We start from the raw sequence: 25,848 nt of genomic DNA, 5'->3' as shown, positions 1-25,848 counted from the left end.
TAAGATCAGGGGCGATGACCGATTCACCTGTTCCGCAGACCACCGAGCCGTCCACCGCCCAGCTGGAACGGCGCATCCTGGACGCCATCCGCCGGGGCGCCAGCATGGCGGACATCGCGGCCCTGCGCCACCACACCGAGATCCAGACGCCTGCCGGGGCCATCGAGGCCCTGAAAGACGGCAACGCCCGCTTCTTCAGCGGCAAGAGCGGACGGCCCGAGCTGGACGTCAACGAGCGCCGGGCGCAGATCATGGGCCAGACGCCCTACGCCGCGATCCTGGCGTGCAGCGACAGCCGCGTGCCGGTGGAGCTGGTGTTCGACGTGGGCCTGGGTGACCTGTTCGTGGTGCGGGTGGCGGGCAACGTGGTGGGCGAGAGCGAACTGGGCACGCTGGAATACGCCATCGAGCACCTGGACGTGCATCTGGTGATGGTGATGGGCCACGAGTCCTGCGGCGCGGTGGCCGCCGCCCTGCTGCCGCCCGAGCAGCTGGCGCAGGAGCCGGCCAACCTGCAGGCCATCATCCAGCGGATCTCTCCCAGCCTGGAGGGGCTGCCGCGCATCCGCGACAAGAAGGCCCGCATGCGCGAGGCGGTGCTGAACAACGTGCGCCACCAGGTGCACGCCCTGCGTCAGGAGTCGGTCATTCAGGCCGCCGAGGGCCGGGGCCAGATTCAGGTGATCGGCGGCTACTACGAAATCGGCAGCGGTGCGGTGGACTTCCTGATCGACGACGCGGATTTGCAGCCGTAACTGGGTGGATGGTTGATGGTAGATGGAAAACAGCTCTTGACCATCTCCCATCAACCCTGACCCATCAACTTTCTAGATCACGAACTCACCCGCCCGCATCACCGGCTCGCGGCTGCCGTCCTTGCCGATGCCGTCCACGTCCATCTCGCCGCTGCCGATCATCCAGTCCACGTGGGTCAGGCTGTCGTTGCCGCCCCTGGCGTTGAAGTCCTCCACGTTCATGTCCACGCCACCCTGCACGTTGAAGCGGTAGGCGTTGCCGATGGCGATGTGGCTGGCCGCGTTCTCGTCGTACAGCGTGTTGAAGAAGAACAGGCCGGACCTGGAAATCGGGCTGCTGTTCGGCACCAGCGCCACCTCGCCCAGCCGGTGGCTGCCCTCATCGGTGTCGATCAACTGCTCCAGGGTGGCCTGACCCCGCTTCGCGGCGGCGCTGACGACGCGCCCATCCTTGAATTCCACCCGGATGCCGTCCAGCAGCGTGCCGTTGTACGACAGCGGCTTGGTGCTGACCACCACGCCGTCCACGCGCTCGCGGTGCGGGGCGGTCCAGACCTCCTCGGTGGGAATGTTGGCGGTGAAGGTGATGCCGCCGGGGGTGTCCGCCGCGCCGCCACCCCACAGGTGCCCCTCGGCCAGGCCCACGGTCAGATCGGTTTCGCCGCCCCTGAAATGCAGGGCCGCGTACTGCTTGGCGTTCAGCACCTCGCGGCGGCGCTTGAGGTTCGCCAGATGCTCCTGCCACGCCGCCACAGGGTCCGGCTGGTCGGCGCGGGTGGCCGCGAAGATGGCGTCCCACTGCTTCTCCACAGCCTCGTCGGCAGACGAGTCGGGGAACATCAGCTCGGCCCAGGCAGGCACCGGGGCGCTGATCAGGTTCCAGTTCAGGCGGTTGGTCATGACCTGCTCGGTGTACGGCTTGCGGTAGGCGGCCAGCGCCCGCTGGTGGGTGGTGACCCGCTCGGCGTCCACGCCGCCCAGCAGGTTGGGGTTGGTCGCGCGAATGGCGATCACCGCGCCGCCCGCGTTCGCGGTTTCGGTCTCGGCGTCCACCCGCCACCGGCTGATGGTGTCGAAGGTGCCGTCGGGGGCCAGCTCGAAGCGGGCCAGCACCACGTCGTCGTCGTCCCAGCGCACGTCCACGAAGGACGCGCCTGCCGCGTAGGCCTCACGCACCACCGCGCGGGCCAGCGGCGCAGTGTCCACCGGGGCCTGCACCAGCACGCGCTGGCCCTCACGCAGGCCCAGGCCGACGCGCACGGCCAGCCGAGCGTAATTCTGCAACTTCTCCTCGAATGTCAGACTCATAGCGGGGAGAATAACGCGCCGCCCACGAAGAGCCGGGAGATTAAGGGGGAAATGAAAAAAGCTCCCACGCGGGGAGCCTCTTCTCGAACAGGGCGCGCTTAGACGGCCAGCACCTGACGGCCATCGTAGTACCCACAGCTGGGGCAGATGTGGTGCGACAGCTTCTTGGCGTGGCACTGGGGGCACTCGGACAGGTTGGGGGCGGTCAGCGCGTGGTGGCTGCGGCGCATGTCGCGCTTGCTCTTGCTGGTCTTCTTCTTGGGAACGGGATGTTTAGCCATGTCGTGATTCTCCTCTTGCCGGGCGTTTCTCGCCAGGACGCATTCTGCCCGCCATCTTGCGCTCAGGGACAGGCCTAAAGCAGCGGGCGAGACAACAGGCGGGAGTATAGCACGGCAGAGCGTTTGGGCGAGATGAACCTCGGAAGCAACTGGGCGCTTAGCCTGCGGCGTCCACCACCGCCCGTTCCGCCGCGTCGGCCAGAGCGTCCAGACTGGCGGTCTCGGCCACCGTCACGCGGGTGAACCCGGCGTCGCGGGCGGCGTCGGCGGTCTGCGGTCCCATGGCGGCCACAGGCATGTTCAGCGGATTGAAGTCCGCGTCGGCCAGGGCCGCCAGATGGCGCGCCGCGCTGCCCGAGGCCAGGGTGATAACGGCGGCGTTCTTCAGGCGCTCCAGCTTGTTCAGGTCGGGCGCAGCGGCCTCGGTGCGGTACAGCTCGGCCCGCGTATAGACGATGCCGCGCGCCTCCAGGCCCTTTTGCAACTCGTCCTCGGCCAGCTGGGAGGTCAGGTGCAGGGCCGCTTCGCCCGGCTGTAAAGGCAGTTCGGCGGCCAGATGACGGGCGCCGGGGGTGGACGGCACAAAGTCGGCGCGCACGCCGCGTTCGGCCAGACTGCGCGCGGTGCTGGGGCCGACGGCAGCGATATTCAGGTGAGCCAGGGCGCGGGCGTCCAGCCCCGCCGTGTCCAGCAGCGCGAACAGTGCCGTGACCGCCTGATTGCTGGTCAGCAGCAGCCACCCCGCGCCGTCCCGCAGGGCGCCCAGGGCCGCCTCTCCCCCATCGGAGGCCGCCTCGAAGCGGATCAGCGGCACCTCCAGCACGTCCGCGCCGCGCGCCCGCAGCACGTCACTCAGGGCGCTGGCCCCATCACGGGTGCGGGTCACCGCCACCGTTTTGCCGCTCAGGGGGCCGCCGAAGCCCGGCATATTGTCGAACCAGCGCAGGGTGTCCCGCAGCTTGACCACCTCGCCCACCACGGTCACGGCGGGGGCTTCCAGGCCAGCCTCCCTGACCGCCTGGGCGATGGTCTCCAGCGTGCCCGTCGCCACGCGCTGCTGGTGGGTGGTGCCCCACTGCACGGTGGCGGCGGGGGTCTGCGGATCACGTCCGGCGGCGATCAGCTCGGCAGCGATGCTGTCCAGATTCCGCACGCCCATCAGAAGCAGCAGGGTGTCCACGCCCGACAGCCGCTCGTACTGTGCGCCGCCCTCGCGGGTGTTGCCGGTCAGCACGGCGAACGAGCGGGCCACGCTGCGGTGCGTGACGGGAATGCCGGCGTAGGCCGGGGCGGCGATGGCGCTGGTCACGCCAGGGACGATCTCGAAGGGAATCCCGGCCTCCGCGCAGGCCTCGGCCTCCTCGCCGCCGCGCCCAAAAACGAACACGTCGCCGCCCTTAAGACGCGCCACGCGCTGGCCGCCGTTCTCCTGCGCCGTCTGCACGATCAGCGCGTTGATCTGCTCCTGGGTGATGTACTCGCTGAATCCTTTTTTGCCCACGTACACGGTGCGGGCGTCCGGGCACCAGCGCAGCAGCTCAGGGTTGGCGAGGTAGTCGAACAGCACCACGTCGGCGTGCTGAAGGGCATGCTGGCCGCGCAGGGTGAGCAGGCCGGGATCGCCCGGCCCGGCCCCGATCAGGGAGACGAAAGCGCGGGAAGTGGTGGAAGCCTGAGTCATATTGCTTAAGCTAGCGGGCCGGGGCGGGGACAAATGCGGGGCGCTACGCTGGCGGGGTGAACACGGATGTCTTGACCCGGCTGGCCCACGCGGAAGCCACGGCGCACGCCCGCTATGGGCGAACAGGCGAGGTGGCGCAGTTCGGCCCGCTGGTGGCCGTCCACGCCGGGCCGAATCTGCCGGTGGACACGGCGTGGCACGACGGCACGCACCCCTTCACCGCCGCCGACCTGGAGGCGTTCGAGGCGTTCAGCGTCCGGTACCGGCAGCCCGCCACGCTGCACCTGCTCTCGGCCTTTGCCGCTCCGGTGTTGTCACTTCTCCGAGAACGGGGGTATGGGCTGGAGTATGTCCTGCACGCCTATGTTCACGATCTGGCGAATCTACCCGAGCAACCTCCGATTCAGATTCGCGCGGAGGAGGCCGGCGCCTGGGCCGCCCTGGCCGCGCGGGGGTTCGGGCCAGGGGCGGAAGAAATCATGTCGGTGGTGGCGCACGCGCCGGGAACGCGGCTGTTTGTGGCGGAGATGAACGGCATGCCCGCCGCCACCGCCGCCCTAAGCGTCACCGGGGACGTCGCCGCCTTTCACGGCACGGCCACGTTCCCTGAGTTTCGTGCGCGAGGACTCCAGACCGCGTTGCTGGCCCACCGCCTGCAGGCCGCCTCAGGGGCCGGAGCGGACCTCGCCAGCGTGTTCGTGACGCCGGGCAGTGGCAGCGAACGCAACGTGCAGCGGGCCGGCTTCCGGCTGGTGGGAGCGCGGCTGACGCTGACGCGGCAGGATTAAGGATTAGTGACGGTCAGGAACCGTCTGCTGGTCAGCCCAGGACAGCACCCGTTCCATGGGCAGCCAGTCACTGCCGTAACTGTTGTAGTGCGCGGTCTCGATCACGCCGTCAGCGCCGATCAGAAATTCGGCGGGCATCCGCAGCAGTTCGCCGTCGTCCTTGAGGGCGCTGGCGCCCATCATGCGGAAACCCTGAATCATCGTCGACAGGTTGCGGGGATCCAGAGTGCCCTTAAGGCTCATGCGCAGGCCATACCGGTCATAGGTCTCGTCGTTCGGATCGGCCAGCACCGGGTACGGCGGGCGCTGTCTGCCGATGCCGCTCGACAGGTCTTCCAGCGGGCTGCCCCACACCGAGACGATCTGTACGCCGCGCGCACGCAGCAGTTCATGCATGGCGATGATCTTGGCGTGATGAGGATTGCACATGGCGCAGGTGCTCTGGCGGTTAAAGACCAGCCACACCGGCTGACCGCGCAGAGCGCTCAGGCGCAGTTCTCCCCCGGCCAGATCCGGCAGACAGAAATCCGGCGCGGCCTGTCCAGCCTTCAACGCGTCGGCCACCTCGCGTGGGGCGGCGGCGTTCTGCGGACGCAAGGCCCCCTCGCGCAGCAGCCGGCTTACCGTCTGGGTCAGGGTGTCCCAGCGCTGCGGCAGCCGCTGCGACATTTCCCCCAGGCTCAGTCCCCGCATCGCTGCGTGATACACCCGCTCCTTGTCCTCGTTTCCCACCATCGTTGACACCGACAGGGGGTTGGCGCTGAAGCGGGAAGAAGGCTTGAGCGCGCGTTCCTCCCGGGTCAGCAAGGCAGCGTGGCGCTCAGCCGTCTCGATGATCTGCTGCGTGGACGTGCTATTGAGCGGCAGTTCGGATGGAGCGTCGGCCCAGAGGGCTGAACTGGTCATGCTGGTTTGCCAGGCCAGCGGCAGCAGGGCTGAAAGTGCACGCTCCTGCGCCACCCCGTCCAATTGCGCGCGCCCCAGGTACCCCCGGTCCAGCAGGAATTCCAGCGCACCCTGCAGGCTGCCGCCCACCTGTTGCGCCTCGGCAATGGTGACCGGATGCACCCCCTGGGCGATCAATGACACGCTCCAGGGGGGCAGCACGCCGCTCCTCAGTCCCACGATCTGCCCCTGCATCAGCCGGAGTGCCGTGTTCAACTGCTGATCGGCGAATGCGAGGTTCAACACTGTGGGACTCTCTTTCGCAGCAACCTGAGACACGGCTTGAAGGACGGGAAGCAACATGGTCCGACTGTAAAAAACTTCACCTTACAGAACCCTTTCTTGAAGAGTGGTCCGCAAGACGCATCAGGCACTTCGCGGACGTGAGCGTACCCCTCAGAAAAATCGATTCCGGGTCAGTAGGCGATATCCGCTGGGCGGCTCCACCCCTGATCGCTGACCGGACCTCAATCAACAGGCAGAACGGTCAGCGATAACCGTCAGGCAACTGGCTCGTTACATTCCTCCTTGCAAAAGTCCCAGCGCCTCCCCATCCACCGGCCCCAGCGGGGAGGGCAGATGATCCAGACCGAAGAAGTGGAGTTCCGTGCCTTCCTCGCCGTCTGGAACGGGCATGCCCTCCCACTCGCGCACCACGTAGACGGCCACCACCTGATAGAACTCGTCGCCATTGGGGAGTTTCTGATAGGTCTGCGGCCCGCTGATGACCGTCAGGAAGTCAGCTTTAAGAGGCGTGAGCTTCGCCTCCTCCCACAGCTCGCGGCGCAGGGTGTCTTCCAGGGCCTCGCCCAGTTCAGCAATGCCGCCCAGGGTGCCCCACCCCCCAGTGTCGGTGCGGCGCTGCAAGAGCACTTCGCCAGCAGCGTTCAGCACCAGCGCACAGACGCCCACCCAGTTGACGGGCGCGTGACCGATCAGCGCACGCAAGTCTCGGACGTAATTCACGCCAGCCACTGCTGCGCTTTGCGGCCCAGCCGGTTTAGAGGCGGCAGATCATTCCTTGAAAAGAACCGCGCTTCGGCAATTTCCACGCCGTCCGGCACCGGGGTTCCACTCCACTCGGTCACGCGGAACAGGGCGGTATAGGCGTAGAACTCGTCGCCGTTCGCCACCTGCGCGAGTCCGGCAGGGCTGAGCAGTTCCAGCAACTCCACCCTCCCCAGGCTCAGGCCCACTTCCTCCAACGCCTCGCGCCGGAGGGTGTCGGGCAGCGCCTCGCCCAGCTCGCTGATGCCCGTGACCAGCCCCCAGTGCTCGGCCCCCACGCGCCGCAGGAGCAGCAGTTCGTCGCAACGGTTGACGATGACGCCCGCCGCGCCCACGAAATTCACGGGCCGCGTGCGATGATCCGGCACAGCCCACCAGCGTAATCAATTGCACTCACCTGAGTATCTTACACACCCAGACCGTTAGCCTGCCGCACCGCGTCGCGCACCGCCGCGCAGACGGCCTCCTGCACCAGCGCGCCCAGCAGCAAGGGATCGGCGGGCGGTTTCGCGCAACTGCTGAGCATGAACGCGGCGTCCCCGTCCCAGTAGGTATGACTGGGGTGGATCACGCGGCCCAGCGCGGCTTGCGCGGCGTCGGCCAGACGGCGGCAGTCGGCCTTGCTTAGCGTGTGCTCGGTCACGACGGCCACCAGGGTGGTGTTCTCCACGTCGCCAGGGGCAAACGACACCGCCCCCGGCCCCGTGCCCGGCCCGGCCAGCACGCCGCCGCGTTCGTCCAGCACGTCGCCGATCGGATTGACCACCGCCAGCGCCCCCACCGAGACGCCGTAACGCTCCAGCATGGCGCTGCCCAGACCGCCGGGCACCGCGCCGGGGCCACCCAGGTACTTGCCCGCCGTCGTGCCGGTTCCAGCGCCCACCCGGCCGCGCGGCACGGGTTCGGAGGAGGCCGCCCGCGCCGCCGCCTCGCCCTCCCGCTCCCCCGGACGCGCCAGCGGATCGCCCACCCCCAGGTCATACACCACCGCCGCCGGCACGAGCGGCACGCGCGCAAACGGCGTCTGGTGGCCCACACCGCGCTCCTCCAGCACGCGCACCACGCCCGACGCCGCCGCCAGCCCGAAGGCGCTTCCGCCCGTCAGCAGCAGGGCGTGAACGCGCTCCACCTTCTTCTCGGGCGACAGCAGCACGCCCTCGCGCGTCGCCGGACTCGGCCCCAGGAACGACGCGGAGGCCACCGCGCCCGCGCCCGGGCACAGGATCACGGTGCAGCCGGTCTGGCCCACCGCGTCTGTCCAGTGACCCACCCGAAAGCCGGGAATGGCCGTCAGGGTCACAGGAGGGTGCGCAGTGCGCGGGAGGCGGGACGCGGGACGGGGCTTGCTGATCCGCCGTCAGTGCAAGGGGGAACTGGCGCGTCTGCTGCCGGTTTTCTCTTCTTTGCCGCGCACTGCGGACCGCGCACCGCCTCCCGCCTCACCCCACCGCCTCCACATACGACTCAATCTGCCGGCGGATTACGTCCAGGCTGCCCTCCCAGAAATCGGGGGCGTGCAGGTCAATGCCAAAGCGGGCAGCCAGGGTCAGGGGACCCTCCTGTCCGGTGGAGGCCAGCAGTTCGTCGTAGCGGGCCTGGAAGTCGGCCTCGATGCCGGCCTCGCGCGCCGCCACGTACTGCGCGTACAGGCCCAGGCCGAACAGCAGGCCGAAGGTGTACGGGTAGTTGTAGAACGCCAGGCTGTAGTAATGCGGCTTGACCGCCCACATGTACGGGTGCAGGGTGTTCAGCACGTCGCCGTAGGTTTCGCGCTGTGCCCAGGTCATCAGCTCGCCAAACTCCTGCGGGTTCAGATCCCCCTTCTCCCGGCGCTCGAACACCGCCCGCTCGAACAGGAAGCGGCTGTGGATGTCCACCACCACCTGCGCGTGGCCCATCAGCGAGGTTTCCAGCACGTACAGGCGTTCGGGGCCGGTGGCGCCTTCCAGCGCGGCGTTCTGCACCACCGTCTCGCAGAAGATGGAGGCGGTCTCGGCCAGCGTCATGGGCGTCTCGCGTTGCAACGGCTCGGCACCGGCCAGACGGGCGTTGTGGTAGCCGTGGCCCAGCTCGTGCGCCAGCGTGGACACGCTGTCCAGGCTGGGGGCGTGGTTCATCAGGATGCGGCTCTTGCCGCGCGTCCAGCGCATGCAAAACGCGCCGCTGCGTTTGCCCTCGCGTGGGCCGGCGTCCACCCACTCACCTTCAAAGGCCTCGGCGGCAAAGTCGCCCAACTGTTCGGAGTAGCTCCGGAACTGCCGCTCCACGAATTCGGTGCCCGCCCCGTACGTCCACTCGGTCTCGCTGTGGCCCAGCGGGGCCAGGATGTCCCACCAGTCCAGCTTTGGTTTGCCCAGCGCCCGCGCCTTGGCGGCAAAGTAACGCCGGAAGTCGGGGAAGGAGCGCACCACTGCGCCCTGCATGGCGTCCAGCGTCTGGCGGTCGATGCCGTGCGTCAGCAGGCTGGGGGCCACCGCGTCCTCGAAGCCGCGTCGGCGGGCCAGCGTGCCCTCCTCGCCCTTGACGCCGTTCAGGCAGGCCGCGAAGACCACTTCCGAGGATTTCCACGCGGCGATCTCGGCCTCGAAGGCGTCGCGGCGCACCGCTTCATCCGCGTCGCTGGCGAGGGCGCGCAGAGCAGTCACCGGCAATGGCTCGCCCCGGAACTCGCCTTTCAGCTGGCTGCTCACGTTGCCCTGCAACTTGGCCCAGCCCCCGGCCCCGCTGGGACGCAGGCGGGCGGCCAGATCCTCCTCGGGCGGCGACATCTGGTGGCGGGCCAGCTTCACGGCGCGGCGCAGAAAGTGCTCGTGCGCCCGCGCTGTCTCGGAAGCCGCCAGCAAGTCCGAGAGCTGTGCGTCGCTCAGGCCGCCCAGCCACGCGGTCAGGCGCGAGCGCAGCGGCCCCAGCGGCAGCGTCAGGGTGGTGAACGCGGCCATGCGGCCCTGCGCCAGCTCGTCGCGGCTGTCGGTGGTCACGAAGGCGTTCAGGTACGCGCCGATGGGGCCGGAGGTGTTGCCCAGGGCGTTCATGGCCTTCAGCACGCGTCCCAGCGTTGCGGGGGTGGGGGCGGGGCCGCCCTTGCCCACCTCCAGCTCCCCGAACAGGGCCTCCAGCCGGCCGATGTCGGCGCCCAGGCCCTCCAGAGCCTGTTCCAGTTTCGGGTCACTCAGGCTGGCGTACAGATCGTCGGTGCGCCAGCGGGGCATTTCAGCCTGGGGTGCGGTGGAAGTCATGCCGCCCAGTCTAGAGGCTGCGAAACTGCGCCGTCCCCCGACTGCACTTGATCGATTCAGTTGTGCATGGTGACGGCATTTGCACCCCAACTGCGCCCCGCCGAAAAGTGCTACTTTAAATGAACCGTTAATCGAGCCGGCGTTCCCGACGCCCCAGGAGGTTTCACCTATGCGTACCCGCCTCGTTCTGTCCGCCGCTCTTACGGTCGCCGCCGCCCTCTCGGCAGGGGCCAGCGCCGCCACCACCCTGAACGTCTTCATGGGCAGCCAGCAGCGCCCGGAGATCTTCCAGCCGCTGTTTGACCGCTTCGAGGCGGCCAACCCCGACATCAAGGTCAAGATCGAGACCGGCGGGGCCACCAGCGAGGCCCAGAACCAGTACCTGACCACGGTGCTGGCCGCGCGCGACGACACCCTGGACATCTTTCTGATCGACGTGGTGCGCACCGCCACCTTCGCCGCCGCCGGGTGGGCCGAACCGCTCAACGGGTACATCAGCGGCGTGGGCAGCTACCTGGGCAGCTTCCTGCCTGGCCCGGTCAGCGCCGCCACCTACAACGGCAAGCTGTACGCCATGCCCGCCTTTACCGACGCGCAGTTCCTGTATTACCGCAAGGATTTGCTTGCCAAGTACAAGCTGCCGGTGCCCAAGACCTGGGACGAACTGAGCGCCACCGCCGCAAAAATCCAGAAGGGCGAGGGCGGCAAGATGCAGGGCTTCAACTTCCAGGGCGCCCCCATCGAGGGCACCGTCTGCAACTTCCTGGAAACCCTGTGGACTGGTGGCGGCGACGCGAGCAACGTGAACAGCGCGGCCGGCAAGCAGGGGCTGAACTTTCTGGTGAACTCGGTCAAGACCAAACTGTCGCCTGCCGCCAGCGCCGAGATCAAGACCGACGACTCGCGGCAGCAGTTTCAGGCCGGGGACGTGGCGATGGGCCTGAACTGGAGCTACGCCTGGGCGCACTTCCAGGGCAACAGCCCGCAGCCCACCACCGTCAAGGGCAACGTGGGCGTGGCCGCCCTGCCCTCCTTCGGCAAGAACCCCAGCGCCACCTGCACCGGCGGCTGGGAGTGGGGCGTCAATGCCTACGGCACCCACAAGAAAGAGGCGGTCAAGCTGCTGCAATTCATGTCCAGCGTGAGCGTCCAGCGCGAGATGGCGGTCAAGGGCGCGTACCTGCCGGTGCGCAAGAGCCTGTACAGCGATCCCGCCGTGCTGGCCGCCAACCCGCATTTCAAGGCGCTATATCCGGTGATCCTCAAGGCCCGCCCGCGCCCGGTCACGCCCAACTACCCCAAGGTCAGCGAGATCATCCGCAACAACGTGTCGGCCGCCGTGGCGGGCAGCAAGAGCGTGGACGCCGCCCTGAGCGATATGCAGCGCGATCTGGCCCCGCTGCTGAAGTAGGTTCATTCGCTCCGCTGCCCCCCACATCTGAAGTTCCAGTGGATTGGGGGGCGGCTGCTGTGGGGCGCGGTCTAAGGGTCTGAGGGCAGCGGTTCGCCTGATTCAATCCATCACCTCCCAGAGCAGCAGGACACAGGGAACGTTCCGGCCTTCTGACCCTTAGACCCTTAGACCCCTCCGAAGGAGGCCCCATGACCCAGAAGAACATCGCCGCCCCGCTGCCCCGGCGCCGGGGGCGTAGCCGGGGCGAGGCCAGCGAGGGACGGCTGGCATTCTGGCTGCTGCTGCCTGCTGCGGCGCTGCTGTGCGGCGTGCTGCTGTTTCCGATGTTGACCACCGTTCGCGACTCCTTTTTCTTCAACAAGCTGACTGAGCCGTTCAACGGTCAACCGTTCGTGGGCCTGAAGAACTACGTGCAGATGTTCGGTGATCCGCGTTTCGGCACGGCGCTGCGCAACACGCTGTTCTTCGCGGTGCTGACGGTGGGTGGCTCGTTCCTGGTGGGCATTCCGATGGCCCTGGCCGCCCACACGCCCAGCCGGGTGCGCGGGCTGGCGCGGGTGGCCCTGCTGCTGCCATGGGCCATGCCGCCGGTGATGACGGGCCTGATCTTCGCGTGGCTGTTCAACGCGCAGTACGGCGTGTTCAACGACATTCTGGTGCGGCTGCACGTCATTCAGGAGCCGCTGCTGTGGCTCAGCACGCCGGGGCTGGCCGTGCTGGCGATGGTGGTCACGATTGTCTGGAAGACCAGCTCCTTCGTGGCGCTGATCGTGCTGGGGGGCCTCCAGGGCATTCCGCGCGAACTCACCGAGGCGGCCGAGGTGGACGGTGCAACCCGCGTCCAGTCGTTCTTCCGCATCATCCTGCCGCTGCTGGCCCCCAGCCTGGCCGTCGCCTTTATTTTCCGCTCGATCAGCGCCGTGCAGGTGTTCGATATTCCGTACACCTTCATTCAGCAGGCGCCCGCGCAGGGGCTGCTGGAAACGCTGGGGGTCTACATCTACCGCACCAGCATCGAGTTTCTGGACTTCGGCTACGCGGCCACCCTGAGCGTGGCGCTGTTCGCGGTCAGCCTGGCCGTGACCGCCATCTACATCCGCTTCGTGCGGGATGGGGCCAGCACATGAGCGCGGAGGCAGCCACGCCCGCACGGCTGAGCCCGCTGGATCGGGCGGGCCGCGCCCTGGGCCTGAGCGCGCTGATCGTGGGCGGCTTCTTTCCCCTGGTGTGGATGGTGCTGACCAGCCTCAAGACCGAGGCCGAACTTCAGAAGTTCCCGGTCCAGTACCTGCCCGGCGCGCTGGACGCGGCCAACTACGCCCGCGTGTTCAGCGAGCAGCCCTTCGCGCGCTTCTTCTTCAATTCCCTGACCGTCAGCCTGCTGAGCACACTGCTGTGCATCGCGGTGGCGGTGCCGGCCGCCTACGCGCTGGCCCGCCTGCAGGTCTGGGGCCGCAGCGTGCTGCTGACCGCCGTGGTGGCCTTTTCGATGTTCCCGGTGGTCAGCCTGCTGGTGCCGCTGTTCCGGCTGTTCCGGGGCGTGGATCTGCTCAACAGCTACCCCGCGTTGATCCTGCCCTACGCCGCCCTGAGCCTGCCGGTGGCGATTCTGACCCTGGTGGCCTTTTTCAGCGCCATTCCGCGCGATCTGGAGGCGGCGGCCATGATCGATGGCACCTCCCGCGTGGGCGCCCTGTGGCGCGTGGTGCTGCCGCTGTCGGCGCCTGGCGTGGTCACGGCGGCCCTGCTGATCTTCGTGAACTCGTGGAACGAATTTCTGCTGGCCCTGAGTTTCAACACCAAGCTGGACATGCGAACGGTCAGCGTGGGCGTCACGCTGTATCAGGGCGAGTTCGCCTTTCCCTGGCCGCTGATCGCCGCCGCCGTGGTGATTGCCACCATTCCGGTGGTGGCGCTGATCGCCATCTTCCAGCGCCGCTTCGTGGCCGGACTGACGGCGGGGGGGGTGAAGGCGTAGAGATAGTGAAGATTGATAGTTGATGGCAAGAGATGGAACGAGCCACACGCCACCTGCCCTCCGAAGGAGTTCCCATGACCCAGTCCTCCCAGTCCGAATTCCTGTGGTTCCTGCAACTCTCGCGCGACGGCGAATTCATCGGCACCAAGAACAAGATGCCGCGCAGGCCCACACTGCCCTATCTGCAAAGCCTGATCAGCACGGCGGGCGAGGCGGGTTTCGATGCGCTGCTGACCGCCACCAATTATCACAGTGAACACGAGAACTACACGGCGGCGGTGGCGGCCCTGGCCACAACGGCGGCCACCGATCCGGCACTGCTCATCGCGGTGCGGCCCGGTATGTTCCAGCCGGCCATGTACGCCAAGATGCTCGCCACGCTGCAAAACCTGTTTCCGGGGCGCGTGCGGCTCAACATCGTGACCGGCAGCAGCCCCGCCGAGAACGCCATGTACGGCGACTTCGAGGACCACGCGCGGCGCTACGAACGCACCCGCGAATTTATCCAGATCCTGCGCCAGTTGTGGACTCAGCCCCCGCCCCAATCCTTTAAATCGGACATCTACGCCTTTGACAACGCGGTGCTCGATCCCGCGCCCGTGCAGCCCATCCCGATCTACTTTGGCGGCGCGTCCCCGGTGGCCCAGGGGATCGCCGCCGAGCTGGCCGACGTCTATCTGATGTGGGGCGAGCGCGAGGACATGATCCGGGAACGTCTGGCCCAGATGCAGGCATTGGCCGGAAAGACTGGGCGCAAATTGCGCTACGGCCTGCGTACCCACGTCATCGTGCGCGAAACGGAGGCCGAGGCGAGACAGGCTGCCGAGCGCCTGATCAGCCGCGTCGATCCAGAGGTGCGCGCCGCCTTCGTCGCCAGCCACGCCCACGTGGACGGGGTGGGCCAGCAGCGCCAGATCGACATGGTCAAGAATCTGGACGCCGATCTGATGGTGGAGCCCGGCTTGTGGGCCGGGGTGGGCATGGCCCGCAGCGGCGTGGGCGTGGCGCTGATCGGTGATCCTGGGCAGGTGGCCGCCAAGATTCGCCGCTACGAGGAGATGGGCTTTTCCTCGTTCATCTTCAGCGGCTACCCGCATCTGGAAGAGGCCCGCCGCTTCGGCGAACTGGTGATGCCGCTGCTCAAGGGCGGGGCCGAGGACAGCCGCGCGATCTACACGGATAAAGTGGCCCCGGTGGCCTGATACGGACTCCGATTGAAAGGTTTACGCGCAAACCTGAAATCCGAGCGGAGCGAGCATGAGAGGTGACGGATTTCGCGGTATGGAGCAACGAGCGGTGCTTTCCCGATTGTTGCGTAATGAAGCGAAATCCGTATGATCGACCGGCAAAAGAACAGGAGGCGAGTCCCGAGTCCCGGCGGCTCGCCTCCCCCACTGCGCCCGCCGCGCCTATTTGACGCTGGCCCGGATAAAGCAGGTGATCACGCCGCCGCCCCTCAGCTCGGGCAGCTGCCAGCGGACGCCCGTGTACTCGCTGGGATTGACCGTGACTTCCTTCCTGGTGTCCTGACCGTTCTCGGTCACGGTCACGAACTTCTTGAGGGGCTCGGCGGCGTAGGACTTGCCGTCGATGGTAAACAGCGCCGTCACGCCGTCCACATCACACTGCTGACCGACGTACGAGGTGGCCGCCGGCACCGCCATGTTCAGCTTGAGCTGCTTGACCGCCGCCTTGCTGGTGTTCTCCACCCGCTGCTGCAGTTGCAGCAGGTCTCCCGGCGCCACGCCCCGGTTGGCGGTGTCGGTCAGTGTCTCGGTGGTCTTGCCGTCCTGCTGCACCTCTTTGACCAGCAGGGTGGACGACGTGACCTTCAGCGGCGAGTTCTGCGCGCCCGCGCTCTGGGCCAGCAGCGGGGCGGCCAGCAGCGCGGCCACCAGTGCCTTCGTAATCTGGGTGTTGTTCATGAGAAGTCCTCCTCCAGCCATTGTGCCCAGGGTGAATGAGAGCCATGCGCGGGGAAACTGATGAAACCCGGCAGGAACCGGGGGGTTACTGTGCGGGCGCCGCGCTGCTCAGGCCGCGTTCCTCGACGACGGCGGCCAGCACGCGGGCGATTTCGTGGATCTCGGCGGCGTCCTGGCCCTCCACCATCACGCGGATCAGGTTCTCGGTGCCGCTGGGCCGCAGGTTGACGCGGCCCCGGCCGGCCAGTTGCGCCTCGGCCTTCGAGACCGCAATCTGCACCGTCTCGTCGCGCGCGATGGCCTTCTTGTCGGCCACGCGCACGTTGACCAGCGTCTGGGGGTACATGGTCAGTTCGTCGAACAGCACGTCCAGGGTGGTGTCCAACGCTTTCATGCTGGCCAGGGTCAGCAGCGCGGTCAACACGCCGTCCCCGGTGGGTGAGACGTCCAGGAACAGCACATGGCCGCTCTGCTCGCCGCCCAGTTGCAGGCCCTTGGAATGCAGGCGTTCGTGCACGTAGCGGTCGCCCACGGCGGTACGCTCCAGCGGAATCCCGGCCTCCTCCAGCTTCACCTCCAGCGCCATGTTGGTCATGATCGTGGCCACCACCGCCGCCGCCGGGCGGGCGCGGGCGTTCAGCAGCAGCATGTGGTCGCCGTGGACCACGTTGCCGCGCGAATCGACGAACAGGGCACGGTCCGCGTCACCGTCGAAGGCCACGCCCAGGTCGTAGTCGCCGTTGCGGACGATGGCCTGCAGGTGGTCCATGTGGGTGCTGCCGCAGCCCCGGTTGATGTTGCGCCCGTCGGGCGTGGTGTACACCGCGAACACGTCGGCGCCCGCCGCCTGAAAGACCTTGGGAGCCACCCGGTAGGCCGCGCCGTTGGCGCAGTCCAGCGCGATCTTGAGGCCACTCAGGTCCGGCGCGTGCGAGGTCAGGTACTGGATGTACACCCGCTCGGCCTCGGTGGAGTTGGTCACGCCGCCCAGATCCACGCCGGTCACGGGCGGCAGACCCTCCACCTCGTCGATGGCGGCCTCGATCTCGTGTTCGGTGGCGTCGCTGAGCTTCTGACCGTCGGCGCCGAAGAACTTGATGCCGTTGTCCTGGTACGGGTTGTGCGAGGCGCTGATCACCACGCCCGCGTCGGCCCCCAGCTGCCGCGTGAGGTAACTGACGCCGGGGGTGGGCAGCACGCCCACGTGAATCACGTTCACGCCACGCGCGGTCAGCCCCGCCGCGAGCGCGGCTTCCAGCATGTCGCCGCTCTGGCGGGTGTCCTTGCCGATCACCACGCTGACCTTGCCCGATTCGGAGCGGCGGGTGAGCACCTCGCCGGCCGCTGCCCCGAGGTTCATCACCCAGGCCGCCGTCAGGGGAAACTCGCCGGCCACCGCCCGCACGCCGTCGGTGCCAAAATACTTTCTCTCGCCGTCACTCATATCGCCCCGATCATAGCGTCATGAGTCATTTACACACTCCACTCATGACCGCGCCTCACCGCAGGGCCAGAAAGGTACGGTAGCGCTCCAGTTCGGCCTCCAGGCCCTAGCGGAAGGCAGCGGTCTGCCGGAAGCCGGGCACGTATCCCAGCTCAGCTTCCAGCCCTCCCCCGCCGACGCTCAGATTGGCCCAGCCCACCGCGCGTCCGGCGTGAAACACGGGCAGGGCGTAGTAGCCCATCGTGCGTCTGGCGGCGGGTGTGTACGCCTCGAAACGGTAGGGCCAGCCGTGCAGGTGCTCGAAGCGGCGGCGGTCCCACACCAGTGGGTCGAACGGCCCCACGATCCGCACCCCGCGCGGGGCGGGCGAGTCGGAGGGAGAGTGATCCGAAGTCCAGACATACTTCACGCCGTCCACCGCCGCGCCCGACAGTTCTTCCCTGAGAGCCGCTTTCAACGCCGCCTTCAATTCGCCGCGCCGATGCGGAAAGCCGAAGCCGGACAGGCTGACCAGATAACGCAGGCTGGCTTCCGGCAGTGGGCCGTAAAGGGCAGCCAGCAGATGCACGGCGCGGCGCAGACGTTCGGCCTCCGGAAGAGGATCATCACGCAGGGCGGCCAGATGCGGCGCGGGGCCATACACGCGCACGCCGCCCACCCGCCGGATCACGCGGGCCTCGCCCCGGTAGTGCAGCGCGCCCAGCAGGCGGGTGCCAATGCTGGACTGCCCGCCCCAGGCGTTGATGGTGCGCCCGTGGCCCAGCGCGGCGGCCAGCTCACGCGGATGCAGTTCATCGCCCCCGTTCAACCGGGCGCGGACCTCGTCCAGCAGCCCCGGATGCTCCAGCTCCACCCGGCCCGGCGTCACCTCGCGGGGGTGCAAGAGCGCCTGCACCGCCCGCGGCACGAAGCCGTAGTTGGGAATCATGTCTTCCTCGGCGTCCAGTTCGGCGTAGCGGCGTTCCAGTTCACCGGCCCGGTAGCCCGGCACACGGGCCAGCAGCGTCAGGTCCTGCGCGCGGGCGGGGGCACGGATCGGGTCGGCCTGCAAGAAGCCCATGCCGTCCAGCGCCGCCTGCAGCGAGGGCTGCGGCGTCAGCGTGCGGAACGCCGCCGCGCGGAGGTCAGCGAGGGTGAGGGCGGCCACCCCTAACCCGGCCGCGCGGCGGCAGCCCGCCGCTCCAGTTGCTGCACCATGACGGCGGCGTGGCCTTGCGGGTTGGCGCTGCGGTGCGCATGGACCAGCACGCCCTGTGGGTCGATCAGAAAGGTGGCTCGGGCGGCCCGGCCGGTCAGCACGCCCAGGCCGCCCAGCACGCCGTAGGCCCGGCACAGCGTCCGGTCCCCATCGGGAATCAGCGGGTGCGTCAGGCCGCAGGTGTCGCGGAAGTGCGCCTGATGGGCCTCGGTGTCGGTGCTGACGCCGATCACCGCCGCGTTCAGGCGCTTGAATTCGGGCAGCGCGGCCTCAAAGTGCCGGGCCTCGGTGGTGCAGCCGGCCGAACTCGCACGCGGGTAGAAATACAGCACCACCCACTGCCCACGCAGGCCGCGCAGGCTGACGGTGCGCCCGTCGTCGCTGCGGCGCGTGAACTCGGGGGCCGGTTGGTGAACGGCGGGCTTCATGCGGGCATTTTAGGCGGGGACGCGCCGTGCATGGGGCGTGGGGCGGGCAGACGCCGTGGGGTTGAGGGTCCGTGAAGACACCCGGCTGCGGGCGCACGCTTGCCCTACACTGCCCCCATGCTCAGCCGCGCCGATCTGGAGGCCCGCGAGGCGCAGACGCTCGCGCCCTACGCCGCCCTGAGCCGCGACTCTCGCGGGCGCGAATACCCGGAAGCCGAGAGCCCGACGCGCACCGCCTTTCAGAAGGACCGGGACCGCGTGCTGCACACCACCGCCTTCCGCCGGCTGGAGGCCAAGACGCAGGTGTTCCTGAACGCCAGCGGCGACCACTACCGCACCCGACTGACCCACACGCTGGAGGTGCAGCAGGTGGCCCGCTCGGTGGCGCTGAACCTGGGCCTGAACGAGACGCTGGCCGAGACGGTGGCGCTGGCGCACGATCTGGGCCACCCGCCCTTCGGCCACGCCGGGGAACGGGTGCTGGACGCCCTGATGGCCGGGCACGGCGGCTTCGATCACAACACCCAGGCCCAGCGCATCGTCTCGGTGCTGGAACAGCCCAGGCCGGAGCATCCGGGGCTGAACCTGACGCTGGACACCCTCGACGGCCTCAACAAACACCGCCGCGCCGGCCTGGGGCCGCCCAGTCTGGAGGCCCAGCTGGTGGACGCCGCCGACGCCCTGGCCTACACCGCCCACGACCTGGACGACGGGCTGCGCAGCGGGCTGCTGACGCACGCACAGCTGCTGGAGCTGCCGCTGTGGGCCGAACTGGCCGGTCGAACGGGCCTCTCGCACACCGTCCTCTCGGAGGGAGGGCGGCGCACCCTGCACCGCGAACTGCTGGGCTGGCTGATCGGGGACCTGACGGCGGCCAGCGACGCGGCGATTGCCGCGAGCGGCGTGGACAGCGCCGCCGCCGTCCGGGCACGGCCGGAGCGGCTGATCACCTACAGCCCCCACCTGCGCGGCCTGCTGCGTGACACAGGCGTCTTTCTGAAAGAAAACCTGTACCGCCACTGGCGCGTGGAGATGCAGGTGGAGCAGGCCAGCCGGGTGCTGACCACTCTGTTCCACGCCTTTGCAGGGCGGCCCAGCATGCTGCCGCCGCAGTTCCGGGAGCGCACCGAGTCGGAGACGCTGCCCCGCGTGATCTGCGACTATCTGGCCGGCATGACCGACCGCTACGCCCTGGACATGCATGCCAGCGTCGCGCCCCCAGCGCACCACGCCCCGCACTTTTAGGGACGCGGCCAGGAAAGGCCACGCCACCTCAACCTCCTCTTGCCCACGTCAGCCCCGATCTGATAGCCTGACCTTTAGTGTCTTGCGCTTGGTAGGGCGCAGATAGCCGGGCAGGCACCCGGACACGCACGAACCTTCCCCCATGAGGCCGGGGCGTGTCGCCGCCAAATCCCACAGATGACCGGAGTACAGCCGTGAAAACCTTTGTTCCTAAAAATGACGAGCAGAACTGGATCGTGGTGGACGCCACCGACATCCCGCTGGGCCGACTGGCCACCGTCGTGGCGAGCCGGATCCGTGGCAAGCACCGCCCCGACTTCACCCCCAACATCATGAACGGCGACTTCGTGATCGTGGTCAACGCCTCCAAGATCGCGCTGACCGGCGGCAAGCTCGACGGCAAGGTCTACACCCGCTACAGCGGCTACCAGGGCGGCCTCAAGACCGAAACCGCCCGTCAGGGTCTGGCCAAGCACCCCGACCGCGTGATCGAGCACGCCGTCTTCGGCATGCTGCCCAAGGGCCGTCAGGGCCGTTCCATGCACAACCGCCTGAAGGTCTACGCCGGCGAGCGTCACCCGCACGTCGCGCAGAACCCGCAGAAGCTGGACATCACCAACACCGCCCGCACCAAAAATAACGAGGTCAAATAATCATGGCGATTCAGCAACCCGAACAGTTCTACGGCACGGGCCGCCGCAAGACCGCCGTGGCCCGCGTGTTCCTGCGCCCCGGCGAAGGCAAGATCATGGTCAACGGCAAGGAGTTCCAGAGCTACTTCCGTGGCCTGCTGCGCGCCGTGCACGCCCTGCAAGCCTTCCGTGAGACCGGCACCGCCGGCCGCTACGACGCGCTGATCACCGTGACCGGCGGCGGCCCCAGCGGTCAGGCCGACGCCATCAAGATGGGCATTGCCCGCGCGCTGCTGAAGGTCAACCCCGACTTCCGCGCCCAGATGAAGCCCTTCGGTCTGCTGACCCGCGACTCGCGTGAAGTCGAGCGCAAGAAGTACGGTCTCAAGAAGGCCCGCCGCGCGCCTCAGTTCAGCAAGCGCTGAAGCGAGATTCCACTCAAAAGCCCCTCCAGAATCTGGAGGGGCTTTTTTGTTGCTTGTGGCACAGGTTGAAAGCTCATACGGACTCCGATTGAAAGGTGTTGAAAACACCTGGAAATCCGAGCAGAGCGAGGAGGAGAAAAACATCCCTCCGGACGTGGAGTGTAGAGATCGGGACAGCTCCGATCTCTACACGAAACAGACGGAATCCGTATCAGGCGCTCTACACCCACGTTCCACTGATCTCACGCACCGCCAGCGTGGTGCCCTCGGCGCTCACGATCAACACCTGCGCGCCTTCCGGAGTGTCGGGGCCGGTGGCCCGCCACTCGCTGTCGCCGACGCGCACGCGGCCCGTGCCGTTCTGGATGGCGGCGGTCACGGTGACGGTGCGCCCCACCAGCCGACTGGCCCCGGTATTCAGGCGATCCCCCTCCTGGCCGCCCAGCGCCAGCTGACCCACATACCGCTTGCCCAGGAACACGGCCGCGACGCTCAGGACGGCGAACAGCGCCAGTTGAAGCGGCACCGCCAGCGGCAGCACGAACACCACGAGGCCCAGCGCGAAGGAGGCCAGCGCCAGCCACACGAAAAAGACTCCTGGCGCGGCCACCTCCAGCATCAGCAGCACCGCGCCCAGCACCCACCAGTGGCCGGGCAGGATGCGGTCTAAAGACGGCAGCAAGTCGCCCATACCTACCTCTTGGTCCCGCCGAAGGCTTCTTTCGCCACCTCCGCGATGCCCTGCAGGCTGCCCAGGATGCTGGTGGCCTCGATGGGCAGAATCAGGGTCTTCTGGTTGGGGGCGGTGGCGATGTCCTTGAGGGCGTCCACGTAGCGCTGCGCGATAAAGTAGTTGATGGCCTGCGCGTTGCCCGACGCAATCGCCTCGCTGACCATGCGGGTGGCCTCGGCCTCGGCGGCGGCCTCACGCTCGCGGGCCTCAGCGTTCAGGAAGGCGGCCTGGCGGCGGCCCTCAGCGCTCAGGATCTCGGCCTGCTTCTCGCCCTCGGCCTTCAGGATGGCGGCCTGGCGGAAACCCTCGGCGTCCAGAATGTTGGCGCGCTTCTCACGCTCGGCCTTCATCTGACGGCCCATCGAGGCCACCAGATCGGCGGGCGGCTTGATGTCCTTGACCTCGATGCGCGTGACCTTGACCCCCCACGGCTCGGTGGCCTCGTCCACCACCGCCAGCAGGCGGGCATTGATGGAGTCGCGGTTGCTCAGCAGGTCGTCCAGCGTCATGCCGCCCATCACGGTGCGGATGTTGGTCATGGTCAGGTTGAGCGTGGCCTGTTCCAGATGGCGCACCTCATAGCTGGCCTTGGCCGAATCCAGCACCTGATAGAACACCACGCCGTCCACGGTGATCAGGGCGTTGTCCTGGGTGATGACTTCCTGACTGGGCACGTCCAGCACCTGTTCCATCATGTTGACCCGGCGGCCGATCTTGTCGATATAAGGAATGATCAGGTTCAGACCCGGCTTGAGGCTGCGCTGGTACTTGCCGAAGCGTTCCTGCGTCCATTCGTAGCCTTGCGGCACGCTCTTGACCCCGGCCAGCAGGGTAATCAGCACCAGTAAAACGAGAACGACGATCACGATGAGTGGGCCCATGAAGTTCCTCCTGACAGCATTACGCGCACGCCACGCGGAAGGTTCCCGCGCCAGCAGGCTCTAGACTCGGCGGCAATGACGCTGGTGGAATTAAGGGACGTGACCGTGAAGGCGGGGGGACGCACCCTGCTGGAAGACGTGAATCTGAGTCTCAAGCCGGGCGAGGCGCTGCGCCTGTTCGGCCCGAATGGCGGCGGCAAGACCACGCTGTTGCGCCTGCTGGCGGGCGAGGTGGCTCCGGTCCTCGGAACGAGAACCTACGTCTTGAACGGTGCGCGACAGACCTCGGCGGTGCGGGCGCGGCGCAGTCTGTCCGTCGTCGGGCCGGACGCGGAGGCGTTTTACCTCACCCGCGACTGGGCGCAGAGTGTGCGCGACGTGCTGCTGGCGGCGTTCGAGGGCGACACGCTGAAGTTGTGGGAGGCGACACCGGAAGCGGAAACCAGGCTGGCCGAAGTCGTGTCACTTACAGGTTTAGACGATTTGCTGGAGCGAGATTTCCGTACCCTCAGCCACGGGCAGCGGCGACGGGTGGTACTGGCCCGCGCCCTGATGCCCCGGCCCGAAGCGCTGCTGCTCGACGAATTCACCGACGGCCTGAGCGCAGGCGCACGCGCGGAGTTGGCCCGCGTGCTCCAGCACGTCTACGCCGCAGGCGTCGCCATCGTCCTGGCCACCCACCGCCCGGAAGAAGCGCCGGAATTGCCGTGGCGCACCGTGCGGGTGGATGGCGGACAGGTGCGCGAGGCCGCCGCCGCCTCTCCCCCGTTTCCGGCCAGCCTGCACCTGCCTATTCCACCGGGCACAGGGGAGCTCATCCGCCTGCAGGACGTGGAGGTCTGGCGCAACGGCCACCGGGCGCTGGGGCCGATAGGCTGGACGTGGGAGGCCGGGCAGCACTGGCTGGTCACGGGTGAGAACGGCAGCGGCAAGAGCACGCTGGCCCGCCTGATTGCCGGGGAGCTACACCCCGCGCTGGGCGGCCACATTGAGCGCCCCTACCTGACGCGCGATCTGCTGACCGAACGCCGCCGCACCGTGGGCCTCGTCGGGGCCGAACCCGGCATCCGGCAGCGGCGCGACTGGACGGGCCAGGACATCATCGGCAGCGCGTGGCACGGCACCGAGGGCTTCGTGCCGGAATTGAGCGGGCAGGAAGTGGAGCGGGTGCGCGAACTCGCCGCGCAACTCGATCTGCTGGACTTGCTGCCCCGCCCCGCCGAAACGCTGTCGCAGGGACAGCTCAGACGGCTGCTGCTGGCCCGCGCCGTGGCCCACGCGCCCACGCTGCTGATGCTGGACGAGGGGCTGGATTTCGTGGACGCCGCGAGCCGCGACCGTTTCTCGGCGCTGCTGCCGGGGCTGGTGCGCGGCGGCACGCACATCATGGTGATCGCCCACCGCGCGAGCGACGCGCCGGACGGCCTGACGCATCACCTGCATCTCGACGGGGGACGGGTGGCGAGCGTGTCGCGTCTGCCTGTGGCCCTGGCGCCAGAGTAAAGAGGGAGCCGGATGTGGCCCCCTCCCGCGCGCTGAACGTGCTTATACGGCTTCCGCTTCATTCCTTAACCCATCGGGAAAGCACCGCTGGGTTCCTCCATACGCGGAACCCGTCATCTTTCCTCCTCGCGTCGTCGCGGACAGACGCCCATGAGGACGCTGCTCCTCCCGCTCGCATTTCATCGTTTTTGCAAACGATTCAATCGGAATCCGTATTACTTGATGGCGATATCCGAGACGGTGAACGGCAGTTCCGGCGTGACCCCCGGCTTGCCGCGCTTGTCGAACTGGGCATTGACCACCAGCAGGCGCTTGCCCTCCTGCGCGATGGTGGTGGGGTAACGCAGGCTGTCGTCGCTGAAGGGCGTGCCCAGGATGCCCGTGCTGAAGTCGGCCGACAGGGTGACGGGCACGATAATCACGTCCTGGTTGCGCACCACATACAGTGTCTGGCCGTCCAGCAGAATGCCGTCGCCGTTCTTGACGGTGGCGCCGCCGTTGAGACTGATCTCCGCCACGGACTTGTCGGCCACCGTGATGCGGAACAGCTTGCCGGTGTTGCTCTGCACCACGATCAGGTACTGGCCGTCCGGCGTGGAGGCGATGCCGTTCAGGTTGAAGCCCGACTGGTATTCCAGCGCCGTGCCGGTGAAGTCCAGCCAGTTCTCGATCTCGCCCAGACTGGTCTCACTGCGGCTGACGCGGAACAGGATTGGACGCTGCGAATCGGTAATGTACGCGGCATCCGGAGTCAGCGTGATGTCGTTGAGGAAGGTGGCGCTGGCGGCTGGCGTGGTCAGGGTCTTGAGCAGCGTTTTGCCCACGGTGTCGTAGACGAATACCTTGCCGCTGCCGCCACCCGCAACGTACAGGCGGTTCTGCGCGTCCACCTTCATGCCCACGGCGGTGGGCCGTTCGGCGACGGGGGGAAAGAAGACCTCGGTGTCCTTCTGGCCCAGTGTGCCCCGGAAGATGGTGCCGTCGGTGGTGCTGCCCACGTAGAAAGTCTTGCTGCCGTTCAGGTGGGCGATCCCTTCTGGGAACACGGCAGTGCCAGGAAGGGTGTAACTGGTCACGCCGCCCGGCGGCAGGCCGAGCACACCACAGGCGGCGAGGGTCACAGTCAGGGCGGCGGCGGTCAGCAATTTTTTCATGCTCTCAGTTCTATGTCCCCCAGGTCCGCTGGGGTTGCGCTTTTCCTACAAATCCGTTCACCTTTGCGCTTCAGCGGGCCGCATCAGACAGCGCCACGCCGCCCCCATTTTCACCTGCGCCTAGTCAGACTCGCCTCACTTTCAGGCACTAGCCTCCGCGCATGACGCGTTTTGCTCCATCCCTTCCCCTGCTGGCTCTCACGCTGCTGGCTCTGCCCGTCCTGCCTTCCGCACTGGCCCAGACCGCCCCTGCCGCTGCGCCGGCTCCTGCCACCGCCCCTGCGGGCGAGCGGGCCATCGAGGCCATCACCGTGACCAGCACCCAGGGCTACAGCATCAAGGTGCCGGGCGGCTGGACCCCGCTGAAGAACGTGCCGGGCGCCGACGTGGCCTTCGTCAACCAGACCGTGGGACAGCTGCGGCCCACCGTGACCGTGGTCGTTCAGGACATCCCGGCGGATCTGAAGGCCACGCTGGCCGATGTGCGTGATCTGAACGCCAGCAAAATGCCCAGCGTGGTGCCCAACCTGAAAATGCTGGGCGAGAAGACCATCCGGGTCAGCGGCCAGAACGCCATTCTGTGGAGCTACACCGGCGACGGCGACGGCGGCAAGGTGCGCTGGACCCAGGTGCTGACCCTGAAGAACAATCGCCTGTACACCGTGACCCTGGTGACACCCACCGGCACGCCCCAGGAATTGCTGGACAGCGGGCGCGGCATCATCGACAGTTTCGCGCTGACGAACAAGTAGAGCGCAGCAACGCTCATCAGTCCAGTTGATCTCAGCATGGAGGACAGGTTCTGATCTTTAGGCCCTGATCTGGGTTCCTCGCCATGAAAAGGCTGTCCCTGTCTGGGTTCTTCGCGGAGTCCCGAAGCCGCGAC

At 67.6% G+C, this 25,848-nt stretch carries 26 protein-coding genes; 11 read left to right on the top strand and 15 right to left on the bottom strand.

What is annotated here, in order from left to right:
- Window positions 1-14: 14 nt before the first annotated feature.
- Window positions 15-755, top strand: coding sequence for a carbonic anhydrase (locus FHR04_RS09700; RefSeq protein WP_139402811.1), 741 nt, complete (start codon window positions 15-17; stop codon window positions 753-755).
- A 72-nt stretch (window positions 756-827) separates the two neighbouring features.
- Here the strand turns inward: FHR04_RS09700 and FHR04_RS09695 are convergent, their stop codons facing one another.
- The 3 genes from FHR04_RS09695 to cobA form a co-directional block, all read right to left on the bottom strand.
- Window positions 828-2,063, bottom strand: a complete 1,236-nt coding sequence (locus FHR04_RS09695) for an aminopeptidase (RefSeq protein WP_139402809.1) — start codon at window positions 2,061-2,063, stop codon at window positions 828-830.
- Window positions 2,064-2,161: 98 nt separating this feature from the next.
- A complete protein-coding gene (rpmF, locus tag FHR04_RS09690) occupies window positions 2,162-2,344 on the bottom strand; it encodes a 50S ribosomal protein L32 (RefSeq protein ID WP_039684420.1) in 183 nt (60 codons plus the stop codon).
- Window positions 2,345-2,501: 157 nt separating this feature from the next.
- The gene (gene cobA / locus FHR04_RS09685) at window positions 2,502-4,025 is read right to left on the bottom strand and encodes a uroporphyrinogen-III C-methyltransferase (RefSeq protein WP_139402807.1); all 1,524 of its coding nucleotides are present in this window, start codon (window positions 4,023-4,025) and stop codon (window positions 2,502-2,504) included.
- A 56-nt stretch (window positions 4,026-4,081) separates the two neighbouring features.
- Between cobA and FHR04_RS09680 the strand changes: the two genes are divergently transcribed.
- A complete protein-coding gene (locus FHR04_RS09680) occupies window positions 4,082-4,813 on the top strand; it encodes a GNAT family N-acetyltransferase (protein WP_139402805.1) in 732 nt (243 codons plus the stop codon).
- A gap of 3 nt (window positions 4,814-4,816) precedes the next feature.
- Here the strand turns inward: FHR04_RS09680 and FHR04_RS09675 are convergent, their stop codons facing one another.
- The 5 genes from FHR04_RS09675 to FHR04_RS09655 form a co-directional block, all read right to left on the bottom strand.
- Complete coding sequence (locus tag FHR04_RS09675) at window positions 4,817-6,004, bottom strand: peroxiredoxin-like family protein (protein WP_170213909.1); 1,188 nt, start codon at window positions 6,002-6,004, stop codon at window positions 4,817-4,819.
- A gap of 270 nt (window positions 6,005-6,274) precedes the next feature.
- Complete coding sequence (locus FHR04_RS09670) at window positions 6,275-6,724, bottom strand: NUDIX hydrolase (RefSeq protein ID WP_249039061.1); 450 nt, start codon at window positions 6,722-6,724, stop codon at window positions 6,275-6,277.
- A complete protein-coding gene (locus tag FHR04_RS09665) occupies window positions 6,721-7,134 on the bottom strand; it encodes an NUDIX domain-containing protein (protein WP_170213908.1) in 414 nt (137 codons plus the stop codon). The genes FHR04_RS09670 and FHR04_RS09665 overlap by 4 nt, the downstream gene beginning before the upstream one ends.
- Before the next feature lie 38 nt (window positions 7,135-7,172).
- On the bottom strand, window positions 7,173-8,066 hold the full coding sequence (locus FHR04_RS09660; RefSeq protein ID WP_139402799.1) for a P1 family peptidase: 894 nt from the start codon (window positions 8,064-8,066) through the stop codon (window positions 7,173-7,175).
- Between the two features lie 139 nt (window positions 8,067-8,205).
- Complete coding sequence (locus FHR04_RS09655) at window positions 8,206-10,002, bottom strand: M3 family oligoendopeptidase (protein ID WP_139402797.1); 1,797 nt, start codon at window positions 10,000-10,002, stop codon at window positions 8,206-8,208.
- A 169-nt stretch (window positions 10,003-10,171) separates the two neighbouring features.
- On the opposite strand from FHR04_RS09655, the gene FHR04_RS09650 reads away from it, so the two are divergent.
- The 4 genes from FHR04_RS09650 (at window position 10,172) to FHR04_RS09635 (ending at window position 14,596) form a co-directional block, all read left to right on the top strand.
- The gene (locus tag FHR04_RS09650) at window positions 10,172-11,413 is read left to right on the top strand and encodes an ABC transporter substrate-binding protein (protein WP_039684435.1); all 1,242 of its coding nucleotides are present in this window, start codon (window positions 10,172-10,174) and stop codon (window positions 11,411-11,413) included.
- 191 nt (window positions 11,414-11,604) lie between these two features.
- A complete protein-coding gene (locus FHR04_RS09645) occupies window positions 11,605-12,543 on the top strand; it encodes a carbohydrate ABC transporter permease (protein WP_139402795.1) in 939 nt (312 codons plus the stop codon).
- Window positions 12,540-13,394: a carbohydrate ABC transporter permease gene (locus FHR04_RS09640; RefSeq protein WP_139402793.1), complete on the top strand. Its 855-nt coding sequence runs from the start codon at window positions 12,540-12,542 to the stop codon at window positions 13,392-13,394. Before FHR04_RS09645 ends, FHR04_RS09640 begins: the two co-directional genes overlap by 4 nt.
- 74 nt (window positions 13,395-13,468) lie before the next feature.
- Window positions 13,469-14,596, top strand: coding sequence for an LLM class flavin-dependent oxidoreductase (locus FHR04_RS09635; protein WP_139402791.1), 1,128 nt, complete (start codon window positions 13,469-13,471; stop codon window positions 14,594-14,596).
- Window positions 14,597-14,803: 207 nt separating this feature from the next.
- Here FHR04_RS09635 and FHR04_RS09630 read toward each other — a convergent pair whose 3' ends face one another.
- The 4 genes from FHR04_RS09630 to FHR04_RS09615 form a co-directional block, all read right to left on the bottom strand.
- Window positions 14,804-15,319, bottom strand: a complete 516-nt coding sequence (locus FHR04_RS09630) for a hypothetical protein (protein ID WP_139402789.1) — start codon at window positions 15,317-15,319, stop codon at window positions 14,804-14,806.
- Between the two features lie 85 nt (window positions 15,320-15,404).
- On the bottom strand, window positions 15,405-16,763 hold the full coding sequence (glmM, locus tag FHR04_RS09625) for a phosphoglucosamine mutase (protein ID WP_139402787.1): 1,359 nt from the start codon (window positions 16,761-16,763) through the stop codon (window positions 15,405-15,407).
- Between the two features lie 106 nt (window positions 16,764-16,869).
- Window positions 16,870-17,910 (bottom strand): DNA glycosylase AlkZ-like family protein, encoded by a 1,041-nt coding sequence (locus FHR04_RS09620; protein ID WP_249039060.1) that lies wholly within the window; start codon window positions 17,908-17,910, stop codon window positions 16,870-16,872.
- 2 nt (window positions 17,911-17,912) lie between these two features.
- Window positions 17,913-18,389, bottom strand: coding sequence for a peroxiredoxin (locus tag FHR04_RS09615; RefSeq protein ID WP_139402785.1), 477 nt, complete (start codon window positions 18,387-18,389; stop codon window positions 17,913-17,915).
- Window positions 18,390-18,506: 117 nt separating this feature from the next.
- Here FHR04_RS09615 and FHR04_RS09610 point away from each other — a divergent pair, with 117 nt between their 5' ends.
- From FHR04_RS09610 to rpsI, 3 genes are all read left to right on the top strand, one after another.
- A complete protein-coding gene (locus FHR04_RS09610; RefSeq protein ID WP_039687172.1) occupies window positions 18,507-19,634 on the top strand; it encodes a deoxyguanosinetriphosphate triphosphohydrolase in 1,128 nt (375 codons plus the stop codon).
- A gap of 194 nt (window positions 19,635-19,828) precedes the next feature.
- The gene (rplM, locus tag FHR04_RS09605; protein WP_039684449.1) at window positions 19,829-20,287 is read left to right on the top strand and encodes a 50S ribosomal protein L13; all 459 of its coding nucleotides are present in this window, start codon (window positions 19,829-19,831) and stop codon (window positions 20,285-20,287) included.
- 2 nt (window positions 20,288-20,289) lie between these two features.
- Window positions 20,290-20,691, top strand: coding sequence for a 30S ribosomal protein S9 (gene rpsI / locus FHR04_RS09600; RefSeq protein WP_039684450.1), 402 nt, complete (start codon window positions 20,290-20,292; stop codon window positions 20,689-20,691).
- 220 nt (window positions 20,692-20,911) lie between these two features.
- Here rpsI and FHR04_RS09595 read toward each other — a convergent pair whose 3' ends face one another.
- Entirely contained in the window at window positions 20,912-21,382 is a 471-nt protein-coding gene (locus tag FHR04_RS09595; RefSeq protein ID WP_139402783.1) for an NfeD family protein, read from the bottom strand.
- Between the two features lie 2 nt (window positions 21,383-21,384).
- Window positions 21,385-22,305, bottom strand: coding sequence for an SPFH domain-containing protein (locus tag FHR04_RS09590; protein WP_039684454.1), 921 nt, complete (start codon window positions 22,303-22,305; stop codon window positions 21,385-21,387).
- Window positions 22,306-22,380: 75 nt separating this feature from the next.
- On the opposite strand from FHR04_RS09590, the gene FHR04_RS09585 reads away from it, so the two are divergent.
- The gene (locus FHR04_RS09585; RefSeq protein ID WP_139402781.1) at window positions 22,381-23,808 is read left to right on the top strand and encodes an ATP-binding cassette domain-containing protein; all 1,428 of its coding nucleotides are present in this window, start codon (window positions 22,381-22,383) and stop codon (window positions 23,806-23,808) included.
- A gap of 215 nt (window positions 23,809-24,023) precedes the next feature.
- Here FHR04_RS09585 and FHR04_RS09580 read toward each other — a convergent pair whose 3' ends face one another.
- The gene (locus tag FHR04_RS09580) at window positions 24,024-24,962 is read right to left on the bottom strand and encodes an SMP-30/gluconolactonase/LRE family protein (protein ID WP_139402779.1); all 939 of its coding nucleotides are present in this window, start codon (window positions 24,960-24,962) and stop codon (window positions 24,024-24,026) included.
- 161 nt (window positions 24,963-25,123) lie between these two features.
- Between FHR04_RS09580 and FHR04_RS09575 the strand changes: the two genes are divergently transcribed.
- Complete coding sequence (locus FHR04_RS09575) at window positions 25,124-25,714, top strand: PsbP-related protein (RefSeq protein WP_139402777.1); 591 nt, start codon at window positions 25,124-25,126, stop codon at window positions 25,712-25,714.
- Window positions 25,715-25,848 lie beyond the last annotated feature (134 nt).

Origin of the sequence: Deinococcus radiopugnans ATCC 19172, assembly GCF_006335125.1 — a bacterium.
Classification (GTDB): Bacteria; Deinococcota; Deinococci; order Deinococcales; family Deinococcaceae; genus Deinococcus; species Deinococcus radiopugnans.
Note: the sequence above shows the minus strand (reverse complement) of the source record. Positions and strands in the feature narration are given on the sequence as shown.

Coding starts and splice junctions, on each gene's coding strand:
- FHR04_RS09700 (WP_139402811.1), top strand. CDS start 15: ATGACCGATTCACCTGTTCCGCAGACCACCGAGCCGTCCACCGCCCAG.
- FHR04_RS09695 (WP_139402809.1), bottom strand. CDS start 2,063: ATGAGTCTGACATTCGAGGAGAAGTTGCAGAATTACGCTCGGCTGGCC.
- rpmF (WP_039684420.1), bottom strand. CDS start 2,344: ATGGCTAAACATCCCGTTCCCAAGAAGAAGACCAGCAAGAGCAAGCGC.
- cobA (WP_139402807.1), bottom strand. CDS start 4,025: ATGACTCAGGCTTCCACCACTTCCCGCGCTTTCGTCTCCCTGATCGGG.
- FHR04_RS09655 (WP_139402797.1), bottom strand. CDS start 10,002: ATGACTTCCACCGCACCCCAGGCTGAAATGCCCCGCTGGCGCACCGAC.
- FHR04_RS09650 (WP_039684435.1), top strand. CDS start 10,172: ATGCGTACCCGCCTCGTTCTGTCCGCCGCTCTTACGGTCGCCGCCGCC.
- FHR04_RS09645 (WP_139402795.1), top strand. CDS start 11,605: ATGACCCAGAAGAACATCGCCGCCCCGCTGCCCCGGCGCCGGGGGCGT.
- FHR04_RS09640 (WP_139402793.1), top strand. CDS start 12,540: ATGAGCGCGGAGGCAGCCACGCCCGCACGGCTGAGCCCGCTGGATCGG.
- FHR04_RS09635 (WP_139402791.1), top strand. CDS start 13,469: ATGACCCAGTCCTCCCAGTCCGAATTCCTGTGGTTCCTGCAACTCTCG.
- FHR04_RS09630 (WP_139402789.1), bottom strand. CDS start 15,319: ATGAACAACACCCAGATTACGAAGGCACTGGTGGCCGCGCTGCTGGCC.
- glmM (WP_139402787.1), bottom strand. CDS start 16,763: ATGAGTGACGGCGAGAGAAAGTATTTTGGCACCGACGGCGTGCGGGCG.
- FHR04_RS09615 (WP_139402785.1), bottom strand. CDS start 18,389: ATGAAGCCCGCCGTTCACCAACCGGCCCCCGAGTTCACGCGCCGCAGC.
- FHR04_RS09610 (WP_039687172.1), top strand. CDS start 18,507: ATGCTCAGCCGCGCCGATCTGGAGGCCCGCGAGGCGCAGACGCTCGCG.
- rpsI (WP_039684450.1), top strand. CDS start 20,290: ATGGCGATTCAGCAACCCGAACAGTTCTACGGCACGGGCCGCCGCAAG.
- FHR04_RS09595 (WP_139402783.1), bottom strand. CDS start 21,382: ATGGGCGACTTGCTGCCGTCTTTAGACCGCATCCTGCCCGGCCACTGG.
- FHR04_RS09590 (WP_039684454.1), bottom strand. CDS start 22,305: ATGGGCCCACTCATCGTGATCGTCGTTCTCGTTTTACTGGTGCTGATT.
- FHR04_RS09585 (WP_139402781.1), top strand. CDS start 22,381: ATGACGCTGGTGGAATTAAGGGACGTGACCGTGAAGGCGGGGGGACGC.
- FHR04_RS09580 (WP_139402779.1), bottom strand. CDS start 24,962: ATGAAAAAATTGCTGACCGCCGCCGCCCTGACTGTGACCCTCGCCGCC.
- FHR04_RS09575 (WP_139402777.1), top strand. CDS start 25,124: ATGACGCGTTTTGCTCCATCCCTTCCCCTGCTGGCTCTCACGCTGCTG.